Here is a 26362-nt window from a genome sequence, read left to right as displayed (position 1 = left end):
TAGCATTTCATATATTGTTCAACTACTTGATAACATCTTTTGCTCGTATTGTTAGCATTAACCTTTTCATAGAATCCTACATCCACTCCAAAAAATAAAAAGAATACATACACCCTTGTATAATTATCTTAATTTTTCAACCCTTTTTATAAACGAACAATACAAACAAAAAAACGTTTTAAATTCGTTTTTAACGTTTTTTTTTAGATATAAAATCTACTTTTAAAAAAAACGTTAAGAAATCCTTTGACTTTTTAATGAAAACAATGTAAATTATCATATGGACGAACATTTTTGATTAATAAAAATAAAATATTCGTATTTTAGGGGTGTAAATGATGGAAAACGTATTCGACTATGAAGATATTCAATTAATTCCTGCAAAATGTATTGTGAACAGCCGCTCTGAATGTGATACAACTGTCACTTTAGGTAAACATAAATTTAAATTACCTGTCGTACCTGCAAATATGCAAACGATTATTGATGAAAGAATTGCAACTTATTTAGCTGAAAATAATTACTTCTATATCATGCATCGTTTCCAACCAGAGAAACGAATCTCATTCATTAGAGATATGCAATCACGTGGATTAATCGCTTCTATTAGCGTTGGTGTAAAAGCGGACGAGTATGAATTCGTACAACAGTTAGCTGCTGAACACCTTACACCTGAATACATCACGATTGATATCGCGCATGGACATTCTAATGCTGTAATCAACATGATTCAACATATTAAAAAGCATTTACCAGAAAGCTTCGTTATCGCTGGAAACGTTGGAACTCCAGAAGCGGTAAGAGAATTAGAAAACGCTGGTGCTGACGCAACAAAAGTTGGTATTGGACCTGGTAAAGTTTGTATTACTAAAATTAAAACAGGCTTTGGAACTGGTGGTTGGCAACTAGCTGCACTTCGCTGGTGTGCAAAAGCTGCAAGTAAACCAATTATCGCTGACGGTGGTATTCGTACACATGGCGACGTAGCTAAATCTATTCGATTTGGGGCGACTATGGTTATGATCGGTTCTCTATTCGCTGGTCATGAAGAGTCTCCAGGGGAAACAATCGAAAAAGACGGCAAACTTTATAAAGAGTACTTCGGTTCAGCTTCTGAATTCCAAAAAGGTGAGAAGAAAAACGTTGAAGGTAAGAAAATGTTCGTTGAGCATAAAGGTTCTTTAGAAGACACTTTAATCGAAATGGAACAAGATCTTCAATCTTCTATCTCTTACGCTGGTGGAACAAAATTAGACTCTATTCGTACTGTGGATTATGTAGTCGTGAAAAACTCTATTTTCAACGGTGATAAAGTATATTAATTTTTAAATTTAACTCGAAGGACAAGCAGTTTTATGCTTGTCCTTCTTTTTCATATATAGAAATGTAAAATATTTTCATTTTACTGAATTTTCTAGTATTATGTTTTTAAATACTTATAATAAGGGGGATATAGCAAATGAAAAAAACTATTGAGAAACGTCATATTCGTGCAGACGTTCCTACTGAATTAACATGGGACCTCTCTGATTTATACGAATCTGATAAAGAGTGGGAAACTGCATTACGTGTATTAACAGATGATATAAAAAAACTTGATGCGTTTAAAGGTCAATTACACACTAGTCCCACGACCTTATTACATTGCCTACTTTTAGAAGAAGAGCTTTTAATGAAGTTAACAAAATTATACTCCTACGCAAATTTAAAAGAATCTACCGACCGTACAAACCCAGTTGTTCAAGCGAACTCTTCCAAAATTTCCGCTTTATGGACGAAAGTACATACGGCGCTATCCTTTATTCATAATGAAATTCTCTCATTAGAAGAAGGAACAATTGAAAAATATTTAACTCAAGAAACAAAACTTGAACCTTTCCGTAAATCATTACTAGACATATTACAAAAAAGGCAGCACACGCTCTCTCCTGAAACTGAAGAAGCACTTGCTGCACTTGGTGAAGTACATAGTTCTCCATACAAAATTTACGGCATGACTAAATTAGCCGATATGGATTTTAATTCCATACAAGACGAACAAGGAAACGAACTCCCTGTCTCATTTGCATTATTTGAAAGTAAATATGAGTTTTCTCCAAGCGTAGACATACGCAGAAAGGCATACTCATCATTTGTATCCACCTTGAAGCGATATAAGAATACCGTGGCAACAACATATGCTACCGAGGTAAAAAAACAAGTAACACTCTCTCGTTTACGCAAATTTGAATCTGTTACTCATATGCTTTTAGAACCTCAAAAAGTTCCACTTGAAATGTATAACAATCAACTCGATATTATTTATAAAGAATTAGCACCTCATATGCGCCGTTTTGCAGATTTAAAAAAGAAAGTATTGGGACTCGATCAAATGCTGTTCTGTGACTTACATGCACCTTTAGATCCCGAATTTAATCCAGCAATTACTTACGAAGAAGCAGGAAAACTCATTCAAGAATCTTTACAAGTACTTGGCGATGAATATAGTGCCATTATCGAAAAAGGATTCAAAGAAAGATGGGTCGACCTTGCAGATAACGTAGGCAAATCAACTGGAGCATTTTGTTCAAGTCCATATGGTTCTCATCCGTACATTTTAATTACATGGCAAAATACGATGCGTGGCTGCTTCACATTAGCTCATGAATTTGGGCATGCTGGTCATTTTTATTTAGCAAATAAAAACCAACGTATTATGAATGTACGTCCATCTATGTACTTCGTTGAAGCACCATCTACAATGAATGAATTACTATTAGCCCAGCATTTATTAGCGACGAATGACGATAAGAGAATGCGCAGATGGGTAATCCTGCAACTACTTGGCACATATTATCACAACTTTGTTACTCACTTACTTGAGGGAGAATATCAAAGAAGAGTATACAGCCTAGCAGAAGAAGGTGGAGCACTTACAGCTACAACTTTAACTGAAATAAAAGCAAATGTACTTTCAACATTCTGGGGAGACTCCGTAGAAATTGATGAAGGTGCTGGCTTAACCTGGATGCGTCAACCTCATTATTATATGGGCTTATATTCTTACACGTATTCCGCAGGCCTCACTGCATCTACTGCAGTAGCTCAAATGATTAAAGAAGAAGGACAACCTGCCGTTGATCGCTGGTTAGATGTACTTCGCGCTGGTGGTACGATGAAACCACTTGAATTAATGAAACATGCCGGAGTCGATATGTCAAAGCCAGACGCAATCCGCAGGGCTGTTTCTTACGTTGGTTCCTTAATTGATGAATTAGAGCGCTCTTATCAAGAATAAAAAATAAGCCCTCGCTTTATGAGGGCTTATTTCATATTTACTTTCCAAATCTTTTACGGTATCCACATTTTCTACATAGCTCTTCGACTGCCACTCTTCTCGAAAATCCATCAACAATGTTTGTTGCTCTTTCGCCTTCTATAATGTTAGAAAATGAATCATTATTAATATTTCCAAGGTTAATAATCCCTTCACCATCTAAACAACAAGGAATAACCGTTCCGTTCGCTAAAATACCTGCTTGATTTCGAAGCCCGTGACAGAATCCTTTTCCATCATCCTCTTCTTCATGTAATGCTGGCCACTGGAATTCATAGTCTTGATTAATAAAGACACGCTCCGCAATTTTTATACCTTTTCCTGGTGTAAGCTTCTCTTCAATTTGATAAGATAGATCAAACTCATTTTCAATGATGGATAATAACTCTCTATTCTTCTGAATTTCAGCATTCGTTTTATTATCCTGCGTTAAATTCCATAATCTTAGTGAAACAATTAAATCTGATTGACTTGTCGCCTCTCTAATGAAGGAAAGTATACTTCTTACATACCCCTCTTTATCTTGTGAACCTGGGTGCCCATCAAAACTATGCAGTGAAAAATTCATTTGTCTTAAAGCAGGCTTATTTAACAATCTATGCCTTCTCTTATTAATTAACGTTCCGTTCGTTGTAATATTAACTTTAAACCCTTTTTCATGGCTTAAATCTAACAATTGATCTATTTTTGGATGCAGCAACGGCTCACCCTTCACGTGCAAATAAATGTAGTCTGTGTGTGGTTTAATTTGGTCTAACCTTTTTGCAAAATCCTCCACAGAAATGAATTGCTTCTGTCTTTCCGTCGGCGGACAAAAGCTGCACGCAAGATTACATACACTCGTAATCTCCAAGTAAAATTTCTTAAACTTCTTCACCTTTAACTCCTCACTTCTATGACTACTTATACTTTTTCCTCTTCATATTACAGCATACTTTTTTAGAAATAGAAACATACTTATTTTAGGAAATATAGAAAACGGCCACATCTGTAGCCGTTTGAATGTACTATTACTATTTATGATACGGTTCCCCACGATTAATACGAAATGCTCTATACACTTGCTCAAGCAATACTAATCGCATTAATTGGTGTGGTAGTGTCATCTTTGAAAAAGAAAGAGATTCATTTGAACGTTTCATTACTTCTGAACTTAGTCCAAGTGATCCACCAATTACAAAGGCAACTTTACTCTTCCCATATGTAGCAAGACGATCTAAGCTTACTGCAAATTCTTCTGATGATTTTTGCTTTCCTTCTATCGCTAACGCAATGACATGCGTATCATCAGAAATTTTATCTAGTATACGTATACCTTCTTTTTCTTTTACAATTAACATTTCTGCTTCACTTAAATTTTCTGGTGCCTTTTCATCTGGCAATTCAATTACTTCTACTTTTGCGTATGCAGATAATCGTTTTAAGTATTCTGCTATACCTTGTTTTAAATATTTTTCTTTTAATTTCCCAATTGAAATAATCGAGATATTCACACGTATTCCCCACCTTACAAACATGTTATCCACATAACTTATCCACATATCCACAATTGTTACCCACATATTGTGTGAGAATCTGTGTTCGATACAACATATGTCGCCTCATTTTGACAAAATTCACATGTTTTTTTCTCTTTTTCTGAGTTATCCACATTGTTAATAACCGGTGGCACTTCACACTCATCCACAATAATATCTAAAGCTAATTCAACATGTTCTAAACAACAAGGTAAGTTCATATTCTTCACCTCACTTTTCTACAATAGAAAACAGGAGGTAGGCCCTCCTGTTTTTAATACTTTTGAATGCCTAGTTTAACCGTTGTTGTTGCTCGTTTTGTACCACGATAAAACGTAAGAGTCATTTTATCATTAATTTTTTTATCATATAAGGCCGTACGGAATCCGATAATATCGCGAACTGGTTTCCCATCTACTGCTACAATCACATCGTGTTCTCGCAAACCAGCATCTGTACCTGGCGAAGGACTTTTCACATCTAAAATGCAAACTCCCTCTGTTACATTGCCTGGTAAATGCAATGTTTTTGACCAATAGTAGTTTGGAATTTCATTTAATGATCTCAGTTCAATTCCAACATACGGTCTTCTTACTTTTCCGTACTTCTCTAATTCATTCATAATTGGAACAGCTCTAGTAACAGGAATAGCTAGCCCAATTCCTTCTACTTCTTTTGCCGCAATTTTCATTGAGTTAATACCAATTAATTGACCCGCTGCATTTACAAGCGCACCACCACTATTACCCGGATTAATTGCTGCGTCTGTTTGCAACACTTCTACTTGCCAATCATAATGTCCATCTTGATCTAAATCTACAGGGACAATACGCTCATTAGCTGAAATAATACCTTGTGTGACAGTTCCAGAAAATTGGAGCCCGAGTGGGTTTCCAATCGCAATGACTGGTTCTCCTCTACGAACAGTATTAGAATCGCCAATCTCAATTACTTTTTTCACATGCTTTGCATCTATCTCTAGTACAGCCAAATCTGTGACTACATCGGTTCCTAATACCTTTCCTGGAACCTTCTTACCGTCACTTAAACTTACTTCAATACGATTTGCTCCAGCAACAACATGATTATTCGTTACAATATAAGCTTGACCATCTGTCTTCTTATAAATTACACCTGATCCCGTACCTGCTTCTGAATCTGCCTCTGAAAAATTATCTCGTTGAATATTAATAACTCCAACAACAGCTTCAGACGCACGATCAACAGCATCCACAAAACTAATCTGTTTAATGCCTTGAGCTTCCGCCATATTACTTCCACTTGCTTCAGCTTGCGGAAACGCGTCCGTATCATTTGAAAATAAAGGAGCTCCAAATGCAAATAACGAAGCTCCTACAATTGTTCCTGCTATGCTAGAAATAACAATACCTTTATGCTTCTTTTTCCTTGCACGTTTCATACGATAATTTTCTCCATCAATAAAGGACATATTTGTTCACCCATCTTCCTGAAAACAACTATATTCACCTTTATTGTTTACTAAAATGGAGAATTATACGTATTGAATTTTTGTAGGCATTTTTGGATCTGTATCGTGGATTTCAAAAGCTTCTCCCACTCCAAATCCCTTTTCCTCTAATACTTGTGATACTGACATACGCGCCAATTCTTTCATGTTATTATCTAAACTTAAATGGGCTAAATAAATATGCTTTGTCTCATCTGTAATTACATCCGCCATCGCTAATGCAGCATCTTCATTACAAACGTGCCCCACATCGCTTAAAATACGTCGCTTAATACTCCATGGATAGCGTCCCATACGAAGCATTTCCACGTCATGATTGCTTTCAAACACGAAAGCATTAGCCCCCTTAATAACACCTTTCATACGGTCACTCACGTATCCTGTATCTGTAATAAGAGCTAACTTTCTATTATTGTTATGAAAAGCATAGAACATCGGCTCTGCCGCGTCATGTGAAACTCCAAATGACTCGACCTCAATATCACCGAATGTTTTTACATCCCCAACTGAGAAAATAAACTTTTGCTCAGTTGGGATATTTCCTATTAAGTGTTCCATTGCATTCCATGTTTTCTCATTTGCATAAACAGGTAAATCATATTTACGTGCCAATACACCTAATCCTTTAATATGATCACTATGTTCATGTGTTACAAGAATACCTGATACATCGTTTATATTTAATTCTGCCTGTTTAAATAAAGCCTCAGTTGCTTTGCCACTTAAACCTGCATCGACAAGTAACTTCTTTTCATCTGTTCCTACATATAGCATATTCCCTGTACTTCCACTTGCAAGTACGCTAAAATGCAATCCCATTCTTTCTCACTCCAGTATGTTCATCAACCACTTGATTTTCCTTTTCCCCTAATTCCATAACTTGTCCTTCAATTGCATTTACAAAGAAGTCCTGCTTCTGCTCCGTCTTTAAGTTCCACGTTGGAGCAAGTACTTGGTTATTAGAAGTAGATGCGGTAAGGTTGGCATAACCAATTTGCGCTTCTTTTACATGTATATTCCCATGAATTTTATTTTTTAAATACAGATTTTCTAAAGCAGTTTGGGCAGTAATAATTTCTTGCTGTTTCATTTTTTCACTTTCGCCCATTTCTTTTAAACCTGTTAGCATCGTCTGCGTGTACGACACAAGTTCATTTTTTTCATTTAATTCCACAACAATCATTGCCTGATCGTTATAGAAAATAGGCTTATCTTTATATTTTTGGAAGAAGTAAATTTTAGAGTCTTTCATCGCCCCAAACTCATACTTTTGTCCATCTAATACATAGTTCTTCAAAAAATCATTATACTTATCTTTGGATAAAGATTTTGTATTTAAAAAGGGCTCTTTTAGCTTACTTTCTATCTTATACATATTTTGTATATGCGCCGTTTGATTTTTTAAAGACTGTACGTCTTCTTCTTTAAATGTCTTGTTTTCAGCCCTAATAAATGACTCTTTTTTCGGTTCTTTAGGAAAATTACCCATAGTAATTTTGTTTGCTTTTAATTCTTGATCTATCTTTGTTTCTGCAATAAGCTCCAATTGATTACTATCTTGCTTTTGAATGAATTGAAAAATGAGAAAGAGGTCCAAAACAAAAAAGGTCACAATAAATATGGTTTTAATCCGATCCCAATCCATTTAGTCCTCCCTCATTCCACTCATATATTTTTTGTTTGCCAGCTTCATCTTCAACAAACTTTACATACCAAATTGGCTGTAGTCGCGCTACTTGCCCATCTAGTGATAATTTGTATCCAATCCCAATATCTTTAATAGATTTTTTATCTACCGCGGCATTATTTTCTAAGGATGCTATTACAACATGACCTGACGGAAGAGTAACCTTCTGCTCTATACCTTTCGTATTTAAAGAAAGTAACGGTCTTTCATATTCCATTACTTCTTCCGATCCCCATACTTGTCTCAATTCAGCTAATCCATCTGTATTGAATACGGGATATCCATCTTCCTGTAAGCGGAATACTGTCTGTCCTTTATTCATATAGTCCAAACGATATGAATCCAAACTCCCACTGTGACCATTTACAAAATCAAAACTTTTTTGTAAAAGCATTAAATTATCTGGCTTTTTCTCACTTAAAACAGAAGAATTTTTATACTTTAGCATATGCTGATCGTTTTCAATCTCCATAGACCTAATACCATCTGTAAATATTTCTTTCGACCTCTCGATAATAGGGCTTAAATAACGTGGATCACTAAAAAGAGCATTCTTAAATGTATCAACCGCCAAATTAGATGAAATATATGTTATATTGCTTAATTCTGTCGTTCCATCTGGTAAAAATAACTTTTTCATATCATTAATTTGATAGTCAAAATAAGGTTTCGCTGATACTATAAATTGATTTTGTGCATTTACAATATCTTTTAAATACACACCACTTAATTTTGCTTCATATATTCTAGAGTTATCACCATCAGAAACAAAATTAATTTTAATTTCTTGATCCCTACTTCTAGAAGGATCAAGAATAATTCGATTAAAGTGTTTAGGCTTAGCTATACTTTTTTCTTTCATACTAAACATAGATTTAACTGCATCAAATGGGATGTTGGTAGGGAAAATAAGTTCAATTTTCCCTTCACCATGAACATAAGAAAGGAAGTCAGCCTTAGCAATCGATATCTCTTTGAACTCATTTAATTCCCCTGCTTCCAAAGTTCTATAGATTGATTCTATATCTCCCTCTCTTTTGCTCCCGTAATGATTTTTATCTTTATGCACGATGATAGAAGTAGGGCGGACAACATCAGCGATTTTAGTTTGAGTATTTCCCTCATTCCCCTGTACAAATTTTGCATTTTGCATAGATGTGGAATCTGGCACATACGTCCATAAGTTAAAAGTAAGAAATAGACTAATTACAACTAAATTAATTAAAACTATCGTTTTAACATTCTCCATACTCATTCCCATTCGTCCTCTTCATCTGCTGCCATAGGCAATGTGAAATAAATCGTTGTCCCTTTTCCTTCCTCACTCTTTGCCCAAATTGAGCCACCATGTGCCTCAATCATTTCTTTCGCAATCGCTAATCCAAGTCCTGTACCGCCCATTTGTCTTGAACGTGCTTTATCTACGCGATAAAAACGTTCAAAGATTTTATCAACGTTTTCTTTCGGAATACCCATTCCTTGGTCACTTACACTAATCTCTAATAATTCTCCGCGATCACGTAAGCGATATGTTACTGTTCCACCTTCTGGCGAATACTTTAATGCATTCGAAATAATGTTATACAATACTTGCGTAATTTTATCCGTATCCATATCAATAAATCGAGATTTTTTAGAGAAAGATCGTTTGAAGCTTACGTTTTGCTCTTTAGACATTTCAAAACGATCAATAATGTTATTAAAGAAGTCAGTAAAGTCGACCCATTCTTTCATTAAACGATGTTCTGTACTATCGAGTTTAGATAGTTGCAATAATGCATTTACAAGTCTAATCATTCTTTCTGTTTCTTCTTGTGTAACTGTTAAAAATTGTGGTGCAATATTTGGATCCTGCCATGCACCGTCTGTAAGTGCCTCTAAGTAACTGCGCATTGTCGTTAATGGCGTTCTTAATTCATGAGAGACGTTTGCTACAAACTCGCGGCGTTCTCTTTCTATACGCTCCTGCTCAGTCACATCATATAATACGGCAATTAAACCATTTGCTTTCCCTGTCTCTTTTTGAATAACAGAGAAACTAGCGCGTAAAATATATGGCTCATTTCTCGTACTAAAATCTAATAAAACAGAATCCGGCTCTTCGTATAAATGATCGAGCGTAAATTCTTCTTGTATTCCCAATACTTCTAAAACAGATTGATCGAGCGCCGTTTCACGCGAAACATTTAGCATCTTTTCCGCAGGATCATTTAATAAAATAATGTCCCCTTTTCGATCAGTAGCAATTACTCCATCTGTCATATGTGATAATACGGATGACAATTTACGTCTTTCACTTTCTGTTGAAGAACGAGCTTGTTGTAATTTTTTTGATAAATTATTGAAAGATAATGCTAATTGTCCAATTTCATCATGGCTGTGCACTTTTACTTTTCTTGAATAGTTTCCTTTCGCCATTTCAATTGCTTGTCTTCGCATATCAGAGATTGGTCTCGTAATCGTTTGAGCTAACAAAATTCCAAGTACAGCTGTTACGAGTAATGCAATAACGGTTCCAGTCGCAAAGATTTGATTAATATCCTTCATCTGCTTATAAACATCTTCCATGGATGCAACAACGTAAATAGCACCAAGTGCATCTTTGTTGTTATCATCCATAATAGGAGTAATCATAACTTGTACACGGTGACCTGTACGACCATCCTTCTCAATTTTCACTTCTGGTTTTTTTTGTACCAATACCCGCTGAACAGCTATATCAGTTGACGTTCTATTTACCTTGTTTTGCTTTGACTCATCTGAAATAGCGAGCAGCTTTCTATTCGCATCAAATACACTTACTTCTTGAATATCCTTCTTTCGATCAGAGGCAAATTTTCGAATAGAAGTTTTAATCGTTTCACCTGTTGATTCTGTCTCTGCTTTTGTATAACTTTTTTTAAACTCTTGTTTCAAGTTATACGATAATAAGTTCGTTTGTTGCGTTAAAGAATCTCTAAAACCTTGTACAAGACTCTTTTCTAACTCTCTTACGAAATATACCCCAATAACTTGCATAGCTATCAATATTAATAGCATATATATGAGTACAAATTTTAAATGAATAGATTGAAAAAAACCGACTTTCTTCATATACTATTCCTGCTCTGGGTCACGCAAGTAATACCCTACTCCACGTCTAGTGACAATTAATGTAGGATGACTTGGATTATCTTCGATTTTTTCACGTAGACGACGTACTGTTACATCCACTGTACGTACATCTCCAAAATAGTCATAACCCCAAACTGTTTGCAATAAATGTTCACGTGTCATAACTTGTCCTAAATGTTTTGCTAAATAATGTAATAGCTCAAATTCACGGTGTGTAAGCTCAATATTTTCCTCACGTTTCGTTACACTATACGCATTTGGATTGATAACAATTGGTCCAATAACCATTTCCGTATTTTCTTCTTTTTCTGCCGCACCACCTTGCTGATGGCGACGTAAATTCGCCTTCACGCGAGCAAGTAATTCCCTCGTACTAAATGGCTTCGTTACATAATCATCTGCCCCAAGCTCAAGTCCTAATACTTTATCGATTTCAGAGTCCTTCGCTGTAAGCATAATAATCGGCATTTCTGAGCTTTTACGTATTTCACGGCAAACCTCTAAGCCATCCTTACCTGGTAGCATAATATCTAATAAAACCATATCTGGTTGTTCTTCAGTTGCTTTTTCAATTGCTTCATCACCATCATGCGCCATTACAATTTCAAAACCTTCTTTTTCTAGGTTGAACTTCAAAATATCTGCAATCGGCTTTTCATCATCAACTACTAAAATTTTCTTTCCCATCATCGTTTATTTCCTCCTTATAAAGTGAAGCTTTAATCAGCCCTCACCAATTGGGCTTTTACGGGCAGCCCTCCCTCCACCTAACTTCTTTGCTTTCGCTGAATTTTAAGGTGAAGGCCTTACTGCCCATTAAATAGCGGGGTAAAAATATGGTCAATATCCCTAAACACATTGATGTCTACATAGTATGTCCCTATATGACCGCATCTTTTGCTTAAGTACTTTCTCCTCTATTCTCACAGACTCATGTATGATCCACTTTTACACGGAATCCTATACGATCTATAGAAAAACCTCTAGCTTCAACTGCTAGAGGCTCCTCATTCTATTTTAAAATAACTACTCAATTTTGTAAAATTACACAAATAAAAAGGATATTAAGTGGGCCCACTTAATATCCTGAGAGTGGCTCGGGACGGAATCGAACCGCCGACACGAGGATTTTCAGTCCTCTGCTCTACCGACTGAGCTACCGAGCCAAAACTATATATAAAACCACTAATGGTGGTATAAACAAAAGTGGCGGTCCCGACCGGGGTCGAACCGGCGATCTCCTGCGTGACAGGCAGGCATGTTAACCACTACACCACGGGACCAAAAATGAACATAAAAAAACATGACCCGTACGGGATTCGAACCCGTGTTACCGCCGTGAAAGGGCGGTGTCTTAACCACTTGACCAACGGGCCACGAAAAATAAAATGGTGAGCCATGAAGGACTCGAACCTTCGACCCTCTGATTAAAAGTCAGATGCTCTACCAACTGAGCTAATGGCTCATACTCACCAACGTCATATTTTCGTGACGACAAGATGTATCATAACATGTTTTATTTATTTTTTGCAATACCTTTTTTATTTTTTTATAAAAAATAAGAAAAAACTCATGCGGACATGAGTTTTTTCTTAAAAATATCAATTAAGCTTCGTATACGTTACGAACGATATTCGTTTGGTTACGATCTGGTCCAACTGAGAACATAGATAATTGAATTCCTGTTAACTCAGAAACACGTTCTACGTATTTTCTTGCATTCTCAGGAAGCTCGTCTAATGATCTTACACCAGTAATATCTTCTGTCCAACCTGGAAGCTCTTCGTATACAGGCTCACATTTCGCTAAAATGTTTAAGTTTGCTGGAACTTCATCGATAACTTCGCCATTGTATTTGTAAGCAACACAAATTTTAAGAGTTGGAATACCAGTTAGAACGTCGATAGAGTTTAATGATAAATCTGTTAAACCACTAACACGACGCGCATGTCTTACAACAACGCTATCAAACCAACCTACGCGGCGTGGACGACCAGTTGTCGTTCCATACTCACGACCAACTTCACGAATTTGATGACCAATTTCGTCATGAAGCTCAGTAGGGAATGGACCATCACCTACACGGCTTGTATATGCTTTACATACACCTACAACGCGAGTAACTTTTGCAGGACCAACTCCAGTTCCAACTGTTACACCACCAGCAATTGGGTTAGAAGATGTAACAAACGGATACGTACCGTGGTCGATATCAAGCATAACACCTTGTGCACCTTCAAATAATACACGGTGATTATTATCTAATGCATCATTTAATACAACAGACGTATCACACACATATTGCGCGATTTGTTGTCCGTACTCGAAGTACTCTTCGAAGATTTCTTCTACACTGAAACCTTCTGTATCGTACATTTTTTCAAACAAACGATTTTTTTGTGCTAAATTGCGCTCAAGCTTCTCTTTAAATGCTTCACGGTCTAAAAGATCAGCCATACGAATACCAATACGAGCAGCTTTGTCCATATATGCAGGACCGATACCTTTTTTCGTTGTACCGATTTTGTTATCACCTTTACTTGCTTCTTCTAACTCATCTTGTTTTAAGTGATAAGGCAAAATAACGTGCGCACGGTTACTTACGCGTAAATTATCAGTACTTACACCACGATCGTGTAAGTATTTTAACTCTTCAAGTAATGCTTTCGGATCTACTACTAAGCCGTTTCCGATTACACAAATTTTCTCTTTATAGAAAATACCAGATGGAATTAAGTGTAATTTATATTTAACTCCGCCAAAAACAATTGTATGTCCTGCGTTATTTCCACCTTGATATCTTGCAACTACTTCCGCATGCTCAGAAAGAAAATCAGTGATTTTACCTTTTCCTTCGTCGCCCCATTGTGTTCCTACAACTACTACTGAAGACATTATTAAAGCACCTCCGCAATTTTCAAACGATCTATTCAAACAATATAATTGTACCAAAACCGAAAAAGAAGTCAACCAAAAAACGAACATTTTTTTACCAAAAAACTTTTTCGTTCGTAAGAATTATATTTTCACACTATGAAAGCCTTATCTTTTCTATAAAAAAAAAGAAACACATCTTATTATAAGAAATGCGTTTCTTTTTTATACTATCGTTATGCCGGCGGCGCATGTCCATCTTCGAAGCGACGTTCTAAGTTAACGAACTTATTGAACTCTTTAACGAATGCGAGCTCTACTGAGCCTACTGGACCATTACGCTGCTTTGCAATAATAATTTCAATCGTATTTTTATTTTCCGTTTCTCGGTCATAGTAATCTTCACGATATAGAAAGGCTACGATATCGGCATCCTGCTCGATACTTCCCGATTCACGAATATCAGACATCATCGGACGTTTATCTTGACGAGATTCTACACCACGAGATAACTGTGACAAGGCAATAACAGGAACTTGTAATTCACGCGCAATCCCTTTTAGTGTACGAGAAATCTCAGATACTTCCTGCTGACGGTTCTCTCCTGATTTCCCACTTCCTTGAATAAGCTGTAAGTAGTCAATCAAGATCATACCAAGACCCTGTTCCTGTTTTAATCTACGACATTTTGCTCGAATCTCATTTACTTTAATCCCCGGCGTATCATCAATATAAATACCAGCATTAGAAAGGCTACCCATTGCCATCGTTAATTTCGCCCAATCATCAGAAGTTAACGATCCGGTACGAAGTCTTTGTGCATCAATATTCCCTTCTGCACAAAGCATACGCATAACAAGCTGATCAGCACCCATCTCTAGACTAAAAATCGCTACATTTTCATCCGTTTTCGTCGCTACGTTTTGTGCGATATTTAATGAAAATGCCGTTTTACCTACCGAAGGACGTGCCGCCACGATGATTAAATCATTTCGTTGGAACCCTGCCGTCATCTTATCTAATTCAGTAAATCCAGTCGGTATCCCGGTCACTTCACCTTTTTGATTATGCAAAAGTTCGATTTTATCGTAAGCATCTACAAGAACGTCTTTAATATTTTGGAATGCTTTCGCATTCGTCTGATGAGATACTTCTAATATTTTTTTCTCAGCCTCATTTAAAAGACCATCCACATCATCTTCTCTCTCATATCCATCAGACACAATATGAGTCGCCGTTCGAATTAAACGACGTAACAGTGCTTTTTCAGCGATGATTCTTGCATAATACTCTACGTTAGCAGCAGTCGGAACAACTTCTGCTAATTCTGCTAAGTAAGAAACCCCACCAACTTCTTCTAGTAATCCTTGATCAGCCATCGCTGACGTCATCATTACTAAGTCAATTGGCTCCCCCTTATCAGATAGCCCAAGCATGACTTCAAAAATCTTTTGATGTTTCGTTCGATAAAATGAGTCAGGTACCAACAGTTCCGATGCTGAAGTTAATGCATCCTGATCAATCAATATAGCACCTAAGACTGCCTGCTCAGCTTCTATATTATGCGGAGGGGTACGATCAGCCATTACATCACTCATACGCAATCCTCCTTGCTTAACTTAGTTTTATTGTTCACTAACATGAACTTTTACTGTTGCTGTTACTTGCGGATGCAATTTCACAGTAACGTTTGTATAGCCTAACGCACGAATTGCATCATCCATTTCAAATTTACGCTTATCAAGTTTAATATTGTGAGATTTTTGCATTGCATCTACGATTTGTTTACTTGTGATTGAACCGAATAGACGGCCGCCTTCTCCAGATTTAGCCTTTAATTCTACAGTTAATTTCTCTAACGTTTCTTTTAATTGTTTTGCATTTTCAAGCTCTGCTGCTGCATCTTTTTCTTCTTTGCGCTTTTGAGCTTCTAAAGTTTTCATACTGCTATTTGTCGCTTCAGCAGCTAATCCTTGTTTTAGTAAGAAGTTATTTGCATAACCATCTGGTACGTTTTTTACTTCCCCTTTTTTCCCTTTACCTTTTACGTCTTTTAGAAAAATTACTTTCATGATTGTGTGCCTCCCTGTAAATAGTCATCAATAACAAATCGAAGCTTCTCCTCAGCTTCATCTACTGTAACATTTTTCATTTGTGTGGCTGCATTCGTTAAATGCCCGCCACCACCTAAGTTTTCCATAATTAGCTGCACATTCACTTCACCTAAAGACCTGCCGCTAATTCCAATGAAATTCTCGCCACGTTTTGCAATAACAAACGATGCAATAATTCCTGTCATTGTTAATAATGTGTCCGCTGATTGCGCAATAAGCACTTGATCGTAGTAATCATCGCTATCAACTTTTGCAATCGCAATTCCATTTGTATAAATGTACGCATTTTTAATAGCTTTTGCAACCCGTAAATACTGATTCATATCTTCTTTTAAAAGCTCTTGTACAAGTACAGTATCTGCACCGTGTGAGCGTAAATAAGAAGCCGCATCAAACGTACGAGCACCTGTCCGGAATGTAAAGCTTTTCGTATCAACAATAATACCTGCTAATAATGCTGTTGCTTCTAACATTGTCATTTTTAAATTTTTCGGTTGGTATTCAAGTAATTCCGTAACAAGCTCTGCCGTAGAAGAAGCATATGGCTCCATGTAAACAAGCAACGGATCCTCAATAAAGTCTTCTCCTCGGCGATGATGGTCAATCACAACTACATTTTCAATTTTGCGTAACAGCTTTTCTTCCATCACCATTGAAGGTTTATGCGTATCAACAACAACAAGTAAGGAATCATCATTTGCAAATTCCATCGCTTGTTCTGGTGTAATAAAGTGAGACCATAACTCTTCATTTTGTTTCACTTTATCCATTAAACGCTTAATTCCCTTATCAGAATCATTTTCATCGAGCACAATATATCCTTTGCGCTCATTTAATTGCGCTACCTTTAAAATACCAATCGCAGCACCAATTGCGTCCATATCAGGAGCCCTATGCCCCATTATAATGACATTGCTACTTTCTAATACTAAATCCTTTAATGCATGCGAAATCACTCTGGCACGTACACGAGTACGTTTTTCCACCGGATTTGTCTTACCACCATAAAACTTAACTTTACCTGTCGCTTGTTTAATAGCTACTTGATCTCCACCACGCCCAAGCGCAAGATCTAAACCTGATTGAGCCATTGCCCCAAGCTCGGATAAAGGTAAATCACCTGATCCAACACCTACACTTAATGTAAGTGGTATATTCCTTTTAGATGTTTCTTCACGTACTTGATCTAAAATGCTAAATTTCCCTTTCTCCATCTGCGCTAAAATACTTTCATTTAACACAACGAAGAATCTTTCTGAAGATGCACGTTTTAAATATGCCCCATACTTAACGGCCCACTCATTTAGTCTTGATGTTACAAGACTTGTTATATTCGTACGTAATTGATCATCCAACCCTTGTGTAACTTCATCATAATTATCTAAATAAATGACAGCTAAAACAGTACGTTGATCCTCGTACATCTTTTCAATCTCTGTTTGTTCTGTTACATCAAAGAAATAAATTAACTTTTCTTCTTTCCTTACAAAGACACGAAACTTTCGATTATTTAAAGAGACTATATCATCGGACGTTTCTCCCTTAATAAAAAGAAGTAACGTTTCTGATACATCATAAAGGTGCCATCCAGCCAATGCATGCTGCCCCAGACATGAAGATAAATAAGGATTTGCCCAATCAATCCCATAATCCTTATTGTATAACAAAATACCAATTGGCATCTGGTTAAATGCCTCATTACTCACTTTCTTTACCCTTGTAATCATATCTGTCGTATGTTTTTCAAAATTCTTTTGGAAAGTAAGTTCAAATCGTACAACAACAAAAAGGACGATACAAAAAATAAAGAAGGAGACTATCCCCATTAGTAAATGAAAATAACAGAGAATTGAAATGAGCACAAACACAAAAAATGCCAATACGTAAACAGGATATAAAAACCACTGTTTCTTATAAAATTCAGGCATGTATACAACTCCTATAAAGTAAAACTAACTTATCTTCCAGTTAGTTAAACAGATTAAAATAGTATAAGAAATATTATTTTATCCTCCTATTTTAGAACGCAATGAAATCCCTAAATCAATTATACCTAAGATTGTCACAAGAGGAAACAGCATCGGAATAAACATGCAGGCGATAAAACTAATAATAGGAACCCCTTTCGTAAAACCTTTGCTATGCGCTAGAAAAGTGATAAACGTCAGGCCTTGCAGCACTAGTAATAAAGCAAATATGACATATAGGTTAGAAAATACCATATGTAAATATGATGTCGGTTCTACTTTTATAAAAGTTGATAGCAAAATAAATATAACGTAATACCAAACAATACTCTTTGGTAATTGTATATCTTTGAACTTAGGCCAAGGTATAACATCATGCTTTAGCTTTTTTAAAGCACTACCTGATATTATTATGGTAATCCAAGAAAGACATACAGAAACCATCACAAGTATACTCGGGAATACCACTTGTAATATATCATTCATTTGTACAAATAACTCTTTTTGCTCTTTACTAATCGGCATACCAGCAACACTTGCTATCTTTTCACTTTGCACTACGCTTTTATTAAACATATTTTGTATTTGCTTTATAAAATCTATGTTAAAAAACTTTATACTGGCAACATAAATGAGCATAATACTGATTAAGTATGCAAGTGAACCGGTTATTAAAATCTCCAATGGCTTTCTTTGTTTTTTATACATGCACCCTAAAACAATACCCATCAACCCAAATACGACCGTCTTTACTAGACCTATCGGCTGACTTACAAAAACAACAATTAAAAATGCAGCCGTAAAAATTACAAATGCATTCGATAATTTATATCTTATCGTTAACAATATAAATGGCAACGGCAATGCAAACGTTACAACTGTACCTAAAATCGGAACATACATAGATATAAACAATAACATTACATATATAGCCAACAACGCGGCTCCTTCAGTAATAAATCTCGCTTGCCTCACATTTTAACCTCTCTTTCAAAAAAGAAAAGCATAGCAAAATGCACAGTAGAGTCCGACTCTACTGTGCATTTCATACGCTATTATTCACCAACATATGGTAAAAGTGCCATTTGACGAGCACGTTTAATTGCAACTGTAAGTTTGCGTTGGTATTTTGCGCTTGTTCCTGTTACACGACGAGGTAAAATTTTACCACGCTCAGAAACGAAACGTTTTAATAAATCAACATCTTTATAATCGATGCGAGTGATGCCGTTAGCTGTGAAGAAACACACCTTACGACGTTTCGCACGTCCACCTTTGCGTCCTGCCATGTCTATTTCCCTCCATTCTTTGTTAAAACTAACAAATTTACTGTATTAGAACGGTAAATCGTCGTCGGAAATGTCGATCGGTTGACCTACATTTGAAAATGGATCGTCATTCTTCGTAAATCCAGAGTTACCTTGGTTACCTGAATTACTAGATTGACCAAATGGGTTAGAGCCTTGGTTACCGAAACCAGCTCCTGATGGTTGCTGATTAAATGAACCGCGTTGCTCCCCACCGCCATTACGCGGCTCTAAAAATTGTACGCTTTCCGCAAGAACTTCTGTTACGTATACACGTTTACCATCTTGTCCCTCGTAATTACGAGTTTGAAGACGTCCATCTACGCCTGCTAAGCTACCTTTTTTCAAATAATTTGCTACGTTTTCTGCTTGTTTACGCCATATTACACAATTAATAAAGTCAGCTTCACGCTCACCTTGTTGATTGGCAAATGCGCGATTCACAGCTAACGTAAAAGTAGCTACTGCAACACCATTGGGCGTGTAACGTAAGTCAGGGTCCTTAGTTAAACGACCAACGAGGATAACACGATTCATCAATCGAACCACTCTCCCTTATATATCAATTATTTTTCTTCTTCTTTAACAACGATATGACGAAGGATGTCTTCGTTGATCTTAGCTAAACGGTCGAATTCGTTAATCGCTTCTGCGTTAGATTTCACGTTTAAGATCATGTAGAAACCTTCACGTAAGTCGTTGATTTCGTAAGCTAAACGACGCTTACCCCACTCTTTCGTGTTAATGATTTCTGCACCATTGTTTGTTAAAACACCTGCAAAACGTTCAACTAAAGCTTTTTGAGCTTCTTCTTCAACGCCAGGACGAATGATGTACATAATTTCGTACTTTCTCATTACACTTTCACCTCCTTTTGGTCTAAACGGCCCATAATGGGCAAGGAGCAATTAATTTATAGTAATTACTCACGAGTTTAGATTATATCATAGTAAGTTAGATGAATCAACTCACCCATACATAAAAAACTTGGCAAACATATAATATATTTGCCAAGCTCATATCTTTATTTTTCCTAGGAAATATTAAATTAAACGTTAAAACGGAAGTGCATAACATCTCCGTCTTTTACGATATACTCTTTTCCTTCTAAACGAACTTTACCAGCTTCTTTTGCAGCTGTCATAGAACCATTTGTCATTAAGTCTTCGTAAGAAACTGTTTCTGCACGAATAAATCCACGCTCAAAGTCTGTATGAATTACACCAGCACATTGTGGTGCTTTCATACCTTGTTTGAATGTCCATGCACGTACTTCTTGTACACCAGCTGTGAAGTAAGTAGCAAGTCCTAATAAATCATATGCAGCACGAATTAATTGATCTAAACCAGATTCTTCAATGCCTAGTTCTTCAAGGAATACCTTTTTCTCTTCTTCGTCTAACTCAGCGATTTCTGATTCGATCTTTGCACATACAACGATTACTTGAGAGTTTTCATTCGCAGCAAATTCTTTTACCATTTGTACATATTTGTTTTCAGAAGGATCGATTACATCGTCCTCGCTTACGTTTGCTACATATAACATTTCTTTCGTTGTCAGTAAATGAAGGCCTTTAACAATCTTCATTTGTTCTTCTGTAAATTCAACAGTACGAGCCGGTTTTCCCTCTTCAAAAGCTTCTTTTAAACGAACTAAAATTTCATGCTCATATACTGCTTCTTTATCTTTTTGTCTTGCTAATTTCGCAACACGTTCGATACGTTTATCAACAGATTCTAAATCGGCTAAGATTAGTTCTAGGTTGATTGTTTCAATATCATCAATTGGATCTACTTTCCCTGAAACGTGCGTAATATTTTCGTCTTCAAAACAACGAACAACTTGGCAAATTGCATCTACTTGGCGAATGTGAGATAAGAATTTATTTCCTAAACCTTCGCCTTTACTAGCACCTTTTACGATACCTGCAATATCAGTAAACTCAAATACAGTCGGAACAGTTTTTTTCGGTTCTACTAATTCCGTTAATTTATTTAAACGCTCATCTGGTACTTCTACAATTCCTACGTTTGGATCAATTGTACAGAATGGATAGTTTGCAGATTCTGCTCCTGCTTGTGTAATTGCATTAAATAAAGTGGACTTCCCTACGTTAGGTAATCCAACAATCCCAGCCGTTAATCCCATATTTTTCACTCCTATGTCTCAATCTTTCATCATTATAGATAGTAACGAAAAAAATGACAAGTTTCCTCCAAACGAAAAAAAGTAACAGCTACCCACTGCAACTGTTACTTTCTCTCTATTCTTCGTGCTTCACAAGTATTTTTTTTACCTTACGATCAAACTCTCTTCGAGGAATCATTACTGAATGGTCACATCCCTCGCACTTAATGCGGATATCCATTCCCATACGAATAATCTTCCAACGATTCTCACCACATGGGTGGGCTTTCTTCATTTCCACAACATCATACAAGTTATACTGCTTTTGCTCCATTCTCCAAACCCCTCTCCATACTAATTTGCTTTTTCACTCACTAATTCTTCACGATTATATAAAACCATACGTGGATATGGAATTTCAATACCATGTAGATCTAGACGATTTTTAATTTCTTTACGAAGTGCTCTTGCAATAACTGCATGTTGCATTGGCTCTACTTCAGCAATAACACGTAATATCACTTCTGAAGCAGCTAATGTTTGTACACCTAACAATTGCGGTGTTGTTACCATTTTTTCGTACTTTGCAGGTAATTCTTGTAATAAGTCTTCAATGACTTGCTCTGCTTTCGCTATGTCAGCCTCATACGAAATAGATACATCAACAAATGCTACACTATTACTAACTGAATAGTTCGTAACTTGAATGATACTTCCATTTGGTAAAGTATGAATTTCACCTGTCCAGCTTTTTACTTTTGTTGTACGAAGTCCAATCTCTAAAACGACTCCTTCAAACTGACCAATTTTTACGTAGTCACCGACTGAAAATTGATCTTCTAGCAAGATAAATAACCCTGTAATAACATCTTTTACTAAACTTTGAGCACCAAATCCGACTGCCAAACCAATTACCCCTGCACCGGCTAATAAACCTGATGCATTAATATCAAACACACCTAAAATCGCAATTAACATAATAAACATAACAACGTATGCCACAATATTTTCAAGTAACTTCGCTACTGTAACTGTACGACGTTCTGAAATTTGAATTGGCGAACGACTTCCCATACGAAACGCATTCCGTACAACCGCTCTTGCAATTCGTACTACAATTGCACCAATTGTTAAAATGATACATATTTTTAATGTCGCAATTCCAATATGAGCCCAACGATCAGCATCTAGTAAATACTGTTTCGTAGCATTAAACCACTTCGTTAATAAATCCATGTACCTCTACCTCTCCAGCCAAAATTTCTTTTTAGTTATCCTTCTTATTGTATCAGAAGTCTCCTAATTGCTGAAAAAATTTTATGACTTTAATTCCATTTGTTAACCTACATACAGGTATAAAATGGAACGAATATATATATACTAGTACTATTATTTCCGTTCTCACTTAAATTTTACAGCAAGTACGCACTTATAGTTTTCCATTTCACTCACCATATAACATATTTTGAAAATTTATTAAAAGGATGGGTGCTTCATGAATATTGGAAGTTTTCGCTTACCTTTTTTCGAAAAAGAAACTCAAAATGTTATGCACCAAGATTTAGAAGCCTCCGAGACAATTAGTAACTTCTTACTTTCCCATATCCCTATTAAGACTCATATACCAATTATTCTCGTTTGTATCGGAACAGATCGTTCCACAGGAGATGCACTCGGTCCGTTAGTCGGTACGAAACTAGAACAAGTAGAAATTACAAACTTCCAAGTGTTCGGCACACTAGATGATCCAGTACATGCGCTAAACTTAGAAGAAAAAATTCAGAATATACAGAAAGATAATCCTGCTTCATTTATAATTGCAGTGGATGCCTGTTTAGGAAAGTCTCAAAGTATTGGTTCCATCACTACCGGAATGGGACCTAGTAAACCTGGAGCTGCGATGAATAAGAAATTACCGGCAGTTGGTGATTTACATATTCATGGCATCGTAAATCTAAATGGTTTTATGGAATTTTTCGTCCTGCAAAATACAAGATTAAGTTTAGTTATGAAAATGGCTGATGTAATTGCACAAAGCATAAAAGAAACAGACCAAAAATTATCTGTATTAAAAAAAGCAAACCATCTATAAATAATAAGATGGTTTGCTTTTTAGTTTTGCTGCGCTAATAATTCTAAAATACGATTTAAATCTTCTTTATTGAAAAATTCAATTTCGATTTTACCTTTTTCTTTTTTTGTTTCTTTAATTTTTACATCTGTGCCAAACTTTTCTCTTAAGAATGTTTCGCGTTCTACGAAAAATATATTTCTTTCTTTTTTCACTTGTTTTGTTTCACGTGAAACGCGTTGATTGATCTCCTGAACAATTTTCTCTAATTGACGAACATTTAATCCTTCTTTTTCAATTCGTTTCAATAAAGCTTTCAATTGTTCTTCATCTTTTATCGTAAGCAAGGTTCTCCCATGAGCCATTGAAAGTTGACCATTTGCAATCATATCTTGAACAAAAGAAGGGAGGCTCAATAACCGCGTATAGTTTGCAATGTAAGGTCTACTCTTACCAAGACGTTTTGCTAATTGTTCTTGCGTCACATTTAGCTCATTCATTAACATTTGATATGCCATTGCTTCTTCCATTGGATTTAAATCTTCTCGTTGTAAGTTTTCAAGCAATGCAAACTCCATCATTTGCTGCTCATTTAATTGTCTTACAACGGCAGGTACTTTTTCGAGTCCCGCCTCTTTAGCAGCACGATATCTTCTTTCACCTGCAACAATTTCATATCCTTTAATACTCTTTCTAGCAATTAATGGTTGTAATATGCCGTGCTCTTTAATAGAGGCCGATAATTCCTGAATCGCCTCTTTATTAAAGTGTTTACGTGGTTGATATGGATTCGGTCTTAATTCAGTTATCGTAATCTCCTGAATTGTCTCTTCTTCTTTCGCATCTAAATCAGGAAAAAACACATTGATTCCTCTTCCTAATCCTTTAGCCACCTGCAATCACTTCCTCTGCTAAATCTATATATACTTCTGCCCCTCTTGATTTAGCGTCATACTGCATAATTGGTTTCCCATGACTTGGTGCTTCACTCAAACGAACATTACGAGGGATAATCGAACGGTATACTTTATCTCTAAAGTATTTTTTCACTTCATCTATAACCTGAATCCCTAAATTTGTACGGGCATCTAACATTGTTAGCAATACGCCTTGAATTGCTAGATTTTTATTTAAGTGCTTTTGCACAAGTCGAACTGTATTTAATAGCTGACTTAACCCTTCTAGTGCGTAATATTCGCATTGAACAGGAATAATAACAGAATCTGCTGCAGTTAATGCATTAATCGTTAATAACCCTAAGGACGGGGGACAGTCGATAATAATATAATCATATTCATCACGAACTGGCTGTAATGCCCTTTGCAAACGTACTTCCCGGGAAATAGTCGGTACCAATTCAATTTCAGCACCTGCTAATTGAATTGTAGCGGGTAGAACATCTAAGTTTTCAGTTGCGGTTTTCTGTATAACCCCTTGAACATCTGCATCTTCCACAAGAACATTGTAAATACATTGATCTAATTCGGATTTTTCAATTCCCACACCCGTCGTTGCATTTCCTTGAGCATCAATATCTACAAGAAGGACCTTTTTACCTACTTGTGCCAATCCAGCCCCTAAATTAACAGATGTTGTTGTTTTTCCAACGCCACCCTTTTGATTGGCTATAGCAATGATTTTTCCCATGATGTCACCTACTTTCAACCTTTCTATCTTATTCTAGTAACAATTACGTTTATTGTAACATGAAATAAAAGTTTTTCTTTTACGTCCTTATTAAACTTCAAAATTTATTTGTAAACTCCTTCTTCATCTAACAAGAAAATATAGTAAAAGAGACCTATCCAATAGGATCAGGTCTCTAACACGCCATTATTATTTTTTCTTCGGAATTTGAATTGTAATTTGATAGTACTCGTCAAACTCTTCTTCCTCAGAATTAACATTTAAACCACTGTCAGCAACCATTTGTAATGACTGCCTAATTGTATTCATGGCAATTCTCGTATCTCGACTTACTGCTTTTTGCTTTGCCTTACGCTTCGGTTTTGCTTCCTCTAGTAATTTCGCAATTCGTTCCTCTGTTTGCTTTACATTCAGTTGTTTCTCCACAATTTCCTGTAAAACCTTCAGTTGTAATTCCTCATTCTTTAAAGGGATGAGCGCACGGGCATGGCGTTCTGTAATACTTTTTTCTAATAACGCATTTTTTATTTCTTCAGGCAACTTTAACAATCGCAACTTATTTGCGATTGTGGATTGTCCTTTTCCGAGTCTTTGTGCCAATGCTTCTTGCGTTAAATTATGTAACTCAATTAGCTTTTGATATGCCACAGCTTCCTCGATTGCTGTTAGTTCCTCACGTTGCAAATTTTCAATTAAAGCCACAGAAGCTGTTTCTGTATCATTTAAGTTTTTTATAATTGCAGGAACCTTTTCCCACCCTAACTTTGTTGCTGCACGGAAACGCCTTTCTCCAGCAATAATCTCGTACTTATCATCCTCATATTGCCTCACAACAATTGGCTGAATAAGTCCGTGTGTACGAATCGTTAATGCTAGTTCCTCAATACGCGCGTCATCAAAAACTGTTCGTGGTTGATAACGGTTAGGGGTAATATTTACTATCGGAATTTCTTGTATTTCTTCATATACCTTTTTATCTATTTCTTCATGGCTTTCGTCTTGTAATTCGAATTCGCTCTCTTTATCTCCAAAGCCAAATAAACGAGAAAACGTATTTTTCATACATATTCCACCACCTTTAGGCCTATTGACTATTCTCCATAAAATGTTTCCTATGAAACATTTACGTTT

26 protein-coding genes and 4 tRNA genes are annotated in these 26362 nt (G+C 36.2%); 3 read left to right on the top strand and 27 right to left on the bottom strand.

Annotated features, from left to right (window positions below; genetic code table 11):
- Nucleotides 1-338: 338 nt before the first annotated feature.
- Nucleotides 339-1322, top strand: a complete 984-nt coding sequence (gene guaC, locus ACTFRN_RS20905) for a GMP reductase (RefSeq protein ID WP_000432432.1) — start codon at nt 339-341, stop codon at nt 1320-1322.
- A gap of 137 nt (nt 1323-1459) precedes the next feature.
- Entirely contained in the window at nt 1460-3277 is a 1818-nt protein-coding gene (pepF, locus tag ACTFRN_RS20900; RefSeq protein WP_000750877.1) for an oligoendopeptidase F, read from the top strand.
- Nucleotides 3278-3314: 37 nt separating this feature from the next.
- Here the strand turns inward: pepF and ACTFRN_RS20895 are convergent, their stop codons facing one another.
- The 24 genes from ACTFRN_RS20895 to ACTFRN_RS20780 all read right to left on the bottom strand — a co-directional run bounded on the left by ACTFRN_RS20895 (nt 3315) and on the right by ACTFRN_RS20780 (nt 22749).
- A complete protein-coding gene (locus tag ACTFRN_RS20895) occupies nt 3315-4193 on the bottom strand; it encodes a radical SAM/SPASM domain-containing protein (RefSeq protein WP_000713634.1) in 879 nt (292 codons plus the stop codon).
- 136 nt (nt 4194-4329) lie between these two features.
- Nucleotides 4330-4809, bottom strand: coding sequence for a 23S rRNA (pseudouridine(1915)-N(3))-methyltransferase RlmH (gene rlmH / locus ACTFRN_RS20890; protein WP_001027003.1), 480 nt, complete (start codon nt 4807-4809; stop codon nt 4330-4332).
- A 59-nt stretch (nt 4810-4868) separates the two neighbouring features.
- Nucleotides 4869-5054, bottom strand: coding sequence for a CxxH/CxxC protein (locus tag ACTFRN_RS20885; RefSeq protein WP_001052835.1), 186 nt, complete (start codon nt 5052-5054; stop codon nt 4869-4871).
- A gap of 53 nt (nt 5055-5107) precedes the next feature.
- On the bottom strand, nt 5108-6283 hold the full coding sequence (locus ACTFRN_RS20880; RefSeq protein ID WP_000008058.1) for a S1C family serine protease: 1176 nt from the start codon (nt 6281-6283) through the stop codon (nt 5108-5110).
- A 63-nt stretch (nt 6284-6346) separates the two neighbouring features.
- Nucleotides 6347-7141, bottom strand: coding sequence for an MBL fold metallo-hydrolase (locus ACTFRN_RS20875; protein WP_000522836.1), 795 nt, complete (start codon nt 7139-7141; stop codon nt 6347-6349).
- Complete coding sequence (locus tag ACTFRN_RS20870) at nt 7125-7967, bottom strand: two-component system regulatory protein YycI (protein ID WP_088106276.1); 843 nt, start codon at nt 7965-7967, stop codon at nt 7125-7127. Before ACTFRN_RS20870 ends, ACTFRN_RS20875 begins: the two co-directional genes overlap by 17 nt.
- Nucleotides 7948-9264: a YycH family regulatory protein gene (locus ACTFRN_RS20865; RefSeq protein WP_014893385.1), complete on the bottom strand. Its 1317-nt coding sequence runs from the start codon at nt 9262-9264 to the stop codon at nt 7948-7950. Before ACTFRN_RS20865 ends, ACTFRN_RS20870 begins: the two co-directional genes overlap by 20 nt.
- Nucleotides 9261-11102 carry a cell wall metabolism sensor histidine kinase WalK gene (gene walK, locus ACTFRN_RS20860; RefSeq protein ID WP_000755380.1) on the bottom strand — a complete coding sequence of 614 codons (1842 nt, stop codon included), beginning with the start codon at nt 11100-11102 and terminating at the stop codon, nt 9261-9263. Before walK ends, ACTFRN_RS20865 begins: the two co-directional genes overlap by 4 nt.
- Nucleotides 11103-11105: 3 nt before the next feature.
- Complete coding sequence (gene walR / locus ACTFRN_RS20855) at nt 11106-11813, bottom strand: cell wall metabolism DNA-binding response regulator WalR (RefSeq protein WP_000971872.1); 708 nt, start codon at nt 11811-11813, stop codon at nt 11106-11108.
- A 403-nt stretch (nt 11814-12216) separates the two neighbouring features.
- Nucleotides 12217-12289, bottom strand: a tRNA-Phe gene (locus ACTFRN_RS20850).
- 41 nt (nt 12290-12330) lie between these two features.
- Nucleotides 12331-12406 (bottom strand) — tRNA-Asp (locus tag ACTFRN_RS20845).
- Between the two features lie 21 nt (nt 12407-12427).
- Nucleotides 12428-12499, bottom strand: a tRNA-Glu gene (locus tag ACTFRN_RS20840).
- A gap of 13 nt (nt 12500-12512) precedes the next feature.
- Nucleotides 12513-12588, bottom strand: a tRNA-Lys gene (locus tag ACTFRN_RS20835).
- A gap of 140 nt (nt 12589-12728) precedes the next feature.
- Nucleotides 12729-14018, bottom strand: coding sequence for an adenylosuccinate synthase (locus tag ACTFRN_RS20830; RefSeq protein ID WP_000100224.1), 1290 nt, complete (start codon nt 14016-14018; stop codon nt 12729-12731).
- Nucleotides 14019-14233: 215 nt separating this feature from the next.
- Complete coding sequence (dnaB, locus tag ACTFRN_RS20825; RefSeq protein WP_001286244.1) at nt 14234-15595, bottom strand: replicative DNA helicase; 1362 nt, start codon at nt 15593-15595, stop codon at nt 14234-14236.
- A gap of 27 nt (nt 15596-15622) precedes the next feature.
- On the bottom strand, nt 15623-16069 hold the full coding sequence (gene rplI, locus ACTFRN_RS20820; protein ID WP_000864231.1) for a 50S ribosomal protein L9: 447 nt from the start codon (nt 16067-16069) through the stop codon (nt 15623-15625).
- The gene (locus tag ACTFRN_RS20815) at nt 16066-18039 is read right to left on the bottom strand and encodes a DHH family phosphoesterase (protein ID WP_001113898.1); all 1974 of its coding nucleotides are present in this window, start codon (nt 18037-18039) and stop codon (nt 16066-16068) included. The genes rplI and ACTFRN_RS20815 overlap by 4 nt, the downstream gene beginning before the upstream one ends.
- A gap of 78 nt (nt 18040-18117) precedes the next feature.
- Nucleotides 18118-18999, bottom strand: coding sequence for a YybS family protein (locus ACTFRN_RS20810; protein WP_088106277.1), 882 nt, complete (start codon nt 18997-18999; stop codon nt 18118-18120).
- A 134-nt stretch (nt 19000-19133) separates the two neighbouring features.
- Nucleotides 19134-19367, bottom strand: coding sequence for a 30S ribosomal protein S18 (rpsR, locus tag ACTFRN_RS20805; protein ID WP_000918873.1), 234 nt, complete (start codon nt 19365-19367; stop codon nt 19134-19136).
- A gap of 45 nt (nt 19368-19412) precedes the next feature.
- Entirely contained in the window at nt 19413-19925 is a 513-nt protein-coding gene (ssb, locus tag ACTFRN_RS20800; protein WP_000981966.1) for a single-stranded DNA-binding protein, read from the bottom strand.
- 26 nt (nt 19926-19951) lie between these two features.
- Nucleotides 19952-20242, bottom strand: a complete 291-nt coding sequence (gene rpsF / locus ACTFRN_RS20795; protein ID WP_001233778.1) for a 30S ribosomal protein S6 — start codon at nt 20240-20242, stop codon at nt 19952-19954.
- A 191-nt stretch (nt 20243-20433) separates the two neighbouring features.
- Nucleotides 20434-21534 (bottom strand): redox-regulated ATPase YchF, encoded by a 1101-nt coding sequence (gene ychF, locus ACTFRN_RS20790; protein WP_000524669.1) that lies wholly within the window; start codon nt 21532-21534, stop codon nt 20434-20436.
- A gap of 115 nt (nt 21535-21649) precedes the next feature.
- The gene (locus tag ACTFRN_RS20785; RefSeq protein WP_000436051.1) at nt 21650-21847 is read right to left on the bottom strand and encodes a DUF951 domain-containing protein; all 198 of its coding nucleotides are present in this window, start codon (nt 21845-21847) and stop codon (nt 21650-21652) included.
- A gap of 20 nt (nt 21848-21867) precedes the next feature.
- Nucleotides 21868-22749 carry a mechanosensitive ion channel family protein gene (locus ACTFRN_RS20780; RefSeq protein ID WP_000365103.1) on the bottom strand — a complete coding sequence of 294 codons (882 nt, stop codon included), beginning with the start codon at nt 22747-22749 and terminating at the stop codon, nt 21868-21870.
- Nucleotides 22750-23008: 259 nt separating this feature from the next.
- On the opposite strand from ACTFRN_RS20780, the gene yyaC reads away from it, so the two are divergent.
- On the top strand, nt 23009-23605 hold the full coding sequence (gene yyaC / locus ACTFRN_RS20775; RefSeq protein WP_014893384.1) for a spore protease YyaC: 597 nt from the start codon (nt 23009-23011) through the stop codon (nt 23603-23605).
- Between the two features lie 20 nt (nt 23606-23625).
- Here the strand turns inward: yyaC and spo0J are convergent, their stop codons facing one another.
- From spo0J to noc, 3 genes are all read right to left on the bottom strand, one after another.
- Nucleotides 23626-24477: a stage 0 sporulation protein Spo0J gene (gene spo0J, locus ACTFRN_RS20770; protein ID WP_001051812.1), complete on the bottom strand. Its 852-nt coding sequence runs from the start codon at nt 24475-24477 to the stop codon at nt 23626-23628.
- Entirely contained in the window at nt 24470-25231 is a 762-nt protein-coding gene (gene soj, locus ACTFRN_RS20765; RefSeq protein ID WP_000516114.1) for a sporulation initiation inhibitor protein Soj, read from the bottom strand. Before soj ends, spo0J begins: the two co-directional genes overlap by 8 nt.
- Nucleotides 25232-25420: 189 nt before the next feature.
- A complete protein-coding gene (noc, locus tag ACTFRN_RS20760) occupies nt 25421-26293 on the bottom strand; it encodes a nucleoid occlusion protein (RefSeq protein ID WP_000799023.1) in 873 nt (290 codons plus the stop codon).
- Between the last annotated feature and the right edge of the window lie 69 nt (nt 26294-26362).

This window comes from Bacillus cereus group sp. MYBK245-2 (assembly GCF_051916145.1).
GTDB classification, from domain to species: domain Bacteria; phylum Bacillota; class Bacilli; order Bacillales; family Bacillaceae_G; genus Bacillus_A; species Bacillus_A pacificus.
Note: the sequence above shows the minus strand (reverse complement) of the source record. Positions and strands in the feature narration are given on the sequence as shown.

Coding starts and splice junctions, on each gene's coding strand:
- ACTFRN_RS20830 (WP_000100224.1), bottom strand. CDS start 14,018: ATGTCTTCAGTAGTAGTTGTAGGAACACAATGGGGCGACGAAGGAAAA.
- pepF (WP_000750877.1), top strand. CDS start 1,460: ATGAAAAAAACTATTGAGAAACGTCATATTCGTGCAGACGTTCCTACT.
- ACTFRN_RS20870 (WP_088106276.1), bottom strand. CDS start 7,967: ATGGATTGGGATCGGATTAAAACCATATTTATTGTGACCTTTTTTGTT.
- yyaC (WP_014893384.1), top strand. CDS start 23,009: ATGAATATTGGAAGTTTTCGCTTACCTTTTTTCGAAAAAGAAACTCAA.
- rpsR (WP_000918873.1), bottom strand. CDS start 19,367: ATGGCAGGACGCAAAGGTGGACGTGCGAAACGTCGTAAGGTGTGTTTC.
- ACTFRN_RS20810 (WP_088106277.1), bottom strand. CDS start 18,999: ATGTTATTGTTTATATCTATGTATGTTCCGATTTTAGGTACAGTTGTA.
- rpsF (WP_001233778.1), bottom strand. CDS start 20,242: ATGAGAAAGTACGAAATTATGTACATCATTCGTCCTGGCGTTGAAGAA.
- guaC (WP_000432432.1), top strand. CDS start 339: ATGGAAAACGTATTCGACTATGAAGATATTCAATTAATTCCTGCAAAA.
- noc (WP_000799023.1), bottom strand. CDS start 26,293: ATGAAAAATACGTTTTCTCGTTTATTTGGCTTTGGAGATAAAGAGAGC.
- ACTFRN_RS20880 (WP_000008058.1), bottom strand. CDS start 6,283: ATGTCCTTTATTGATGGAGAAAATTATCGTATGAAACGTGCAAGGAAA.
- walR (WP_000971872.1), bottom strand. CDS start 11,813: ATGATGGGAAAGAAAATTTTAGTAGTTGATGATGAAAAGCCGATTGCA.
- ACTFRN_RS20875 (WP_000522836.1), bottom strand. CDS start 7,141: ATGGGATTGCATTTTAGCGTACTTGCAAGTGGAAGTACAGGGAATATG.
- rplI (WP_000864231.1), bottom strand. CDS start 16,069: ATGAAAGTAATTTTTCTAAAAGACGTAAAAGGTAAAGGGAAAAAAGGG.
- soj (WP_000516114.1), bottom strand. CDS start 25,231: ATGGGAAAAATCATTGCTATAGCCAATCAAAAGGGTGGCGTTGGAAAA.
- dnaB (WP_001286244.1), bottom strand. CDS start 15,595: ATGAGTGATGTAATGGCTGATCGTACCCCTCCGCATAATATAGAAGCT.
- ychF (WP_000524669.1), bottom strand. CDS start 21,534: ATGGGATTAACGGCTGGGATTGTTGGATTACCTAACGTAGGGAAGTCC.
- ACTFRN_RS20865 (WP_014893385.1), bottom strand. CDS start 9,264: ATGAGTATGGAGAATGTTAAAACGATAGTTTTAATTAATTTAGTTGTA.
- walK (WP_000755380.1), bottom strand. CDS start 11,102: ATGAAGAAAGTCGGTTTTTTTCAATCTATTCATTTAAAATTTGTACTC.
- ACTFRN_RS20780 (WP_000365103.1), bottom strand. CDS start 22,749: ATGGATTTATTAACGAAGTGGTTTAATGCTACGAAACAGTATTTACTA.
- ACTFRN_RS20785 (WP_000436051.1), bottom strand. CDS start 21,847: ATGGAGCAAAAGCAGTATAACTTGTATGATGTTGTGGAAATGAAGAAA.
- ACTFRN_RS20815 (WP_001113898.1), bottom strand. CDS start 18,039: ATGCCTGAATTTTATAAGAAACAGTGGTTTTTATATCCTGTTTACGTA.
- ACTFRN_RS20885 (WP_001052835.1), bottom strand. CDS start 5,054: ATGAACTTACCTTGTTGTTTAGAACATGTTGAATTAGCTTTAGATATT.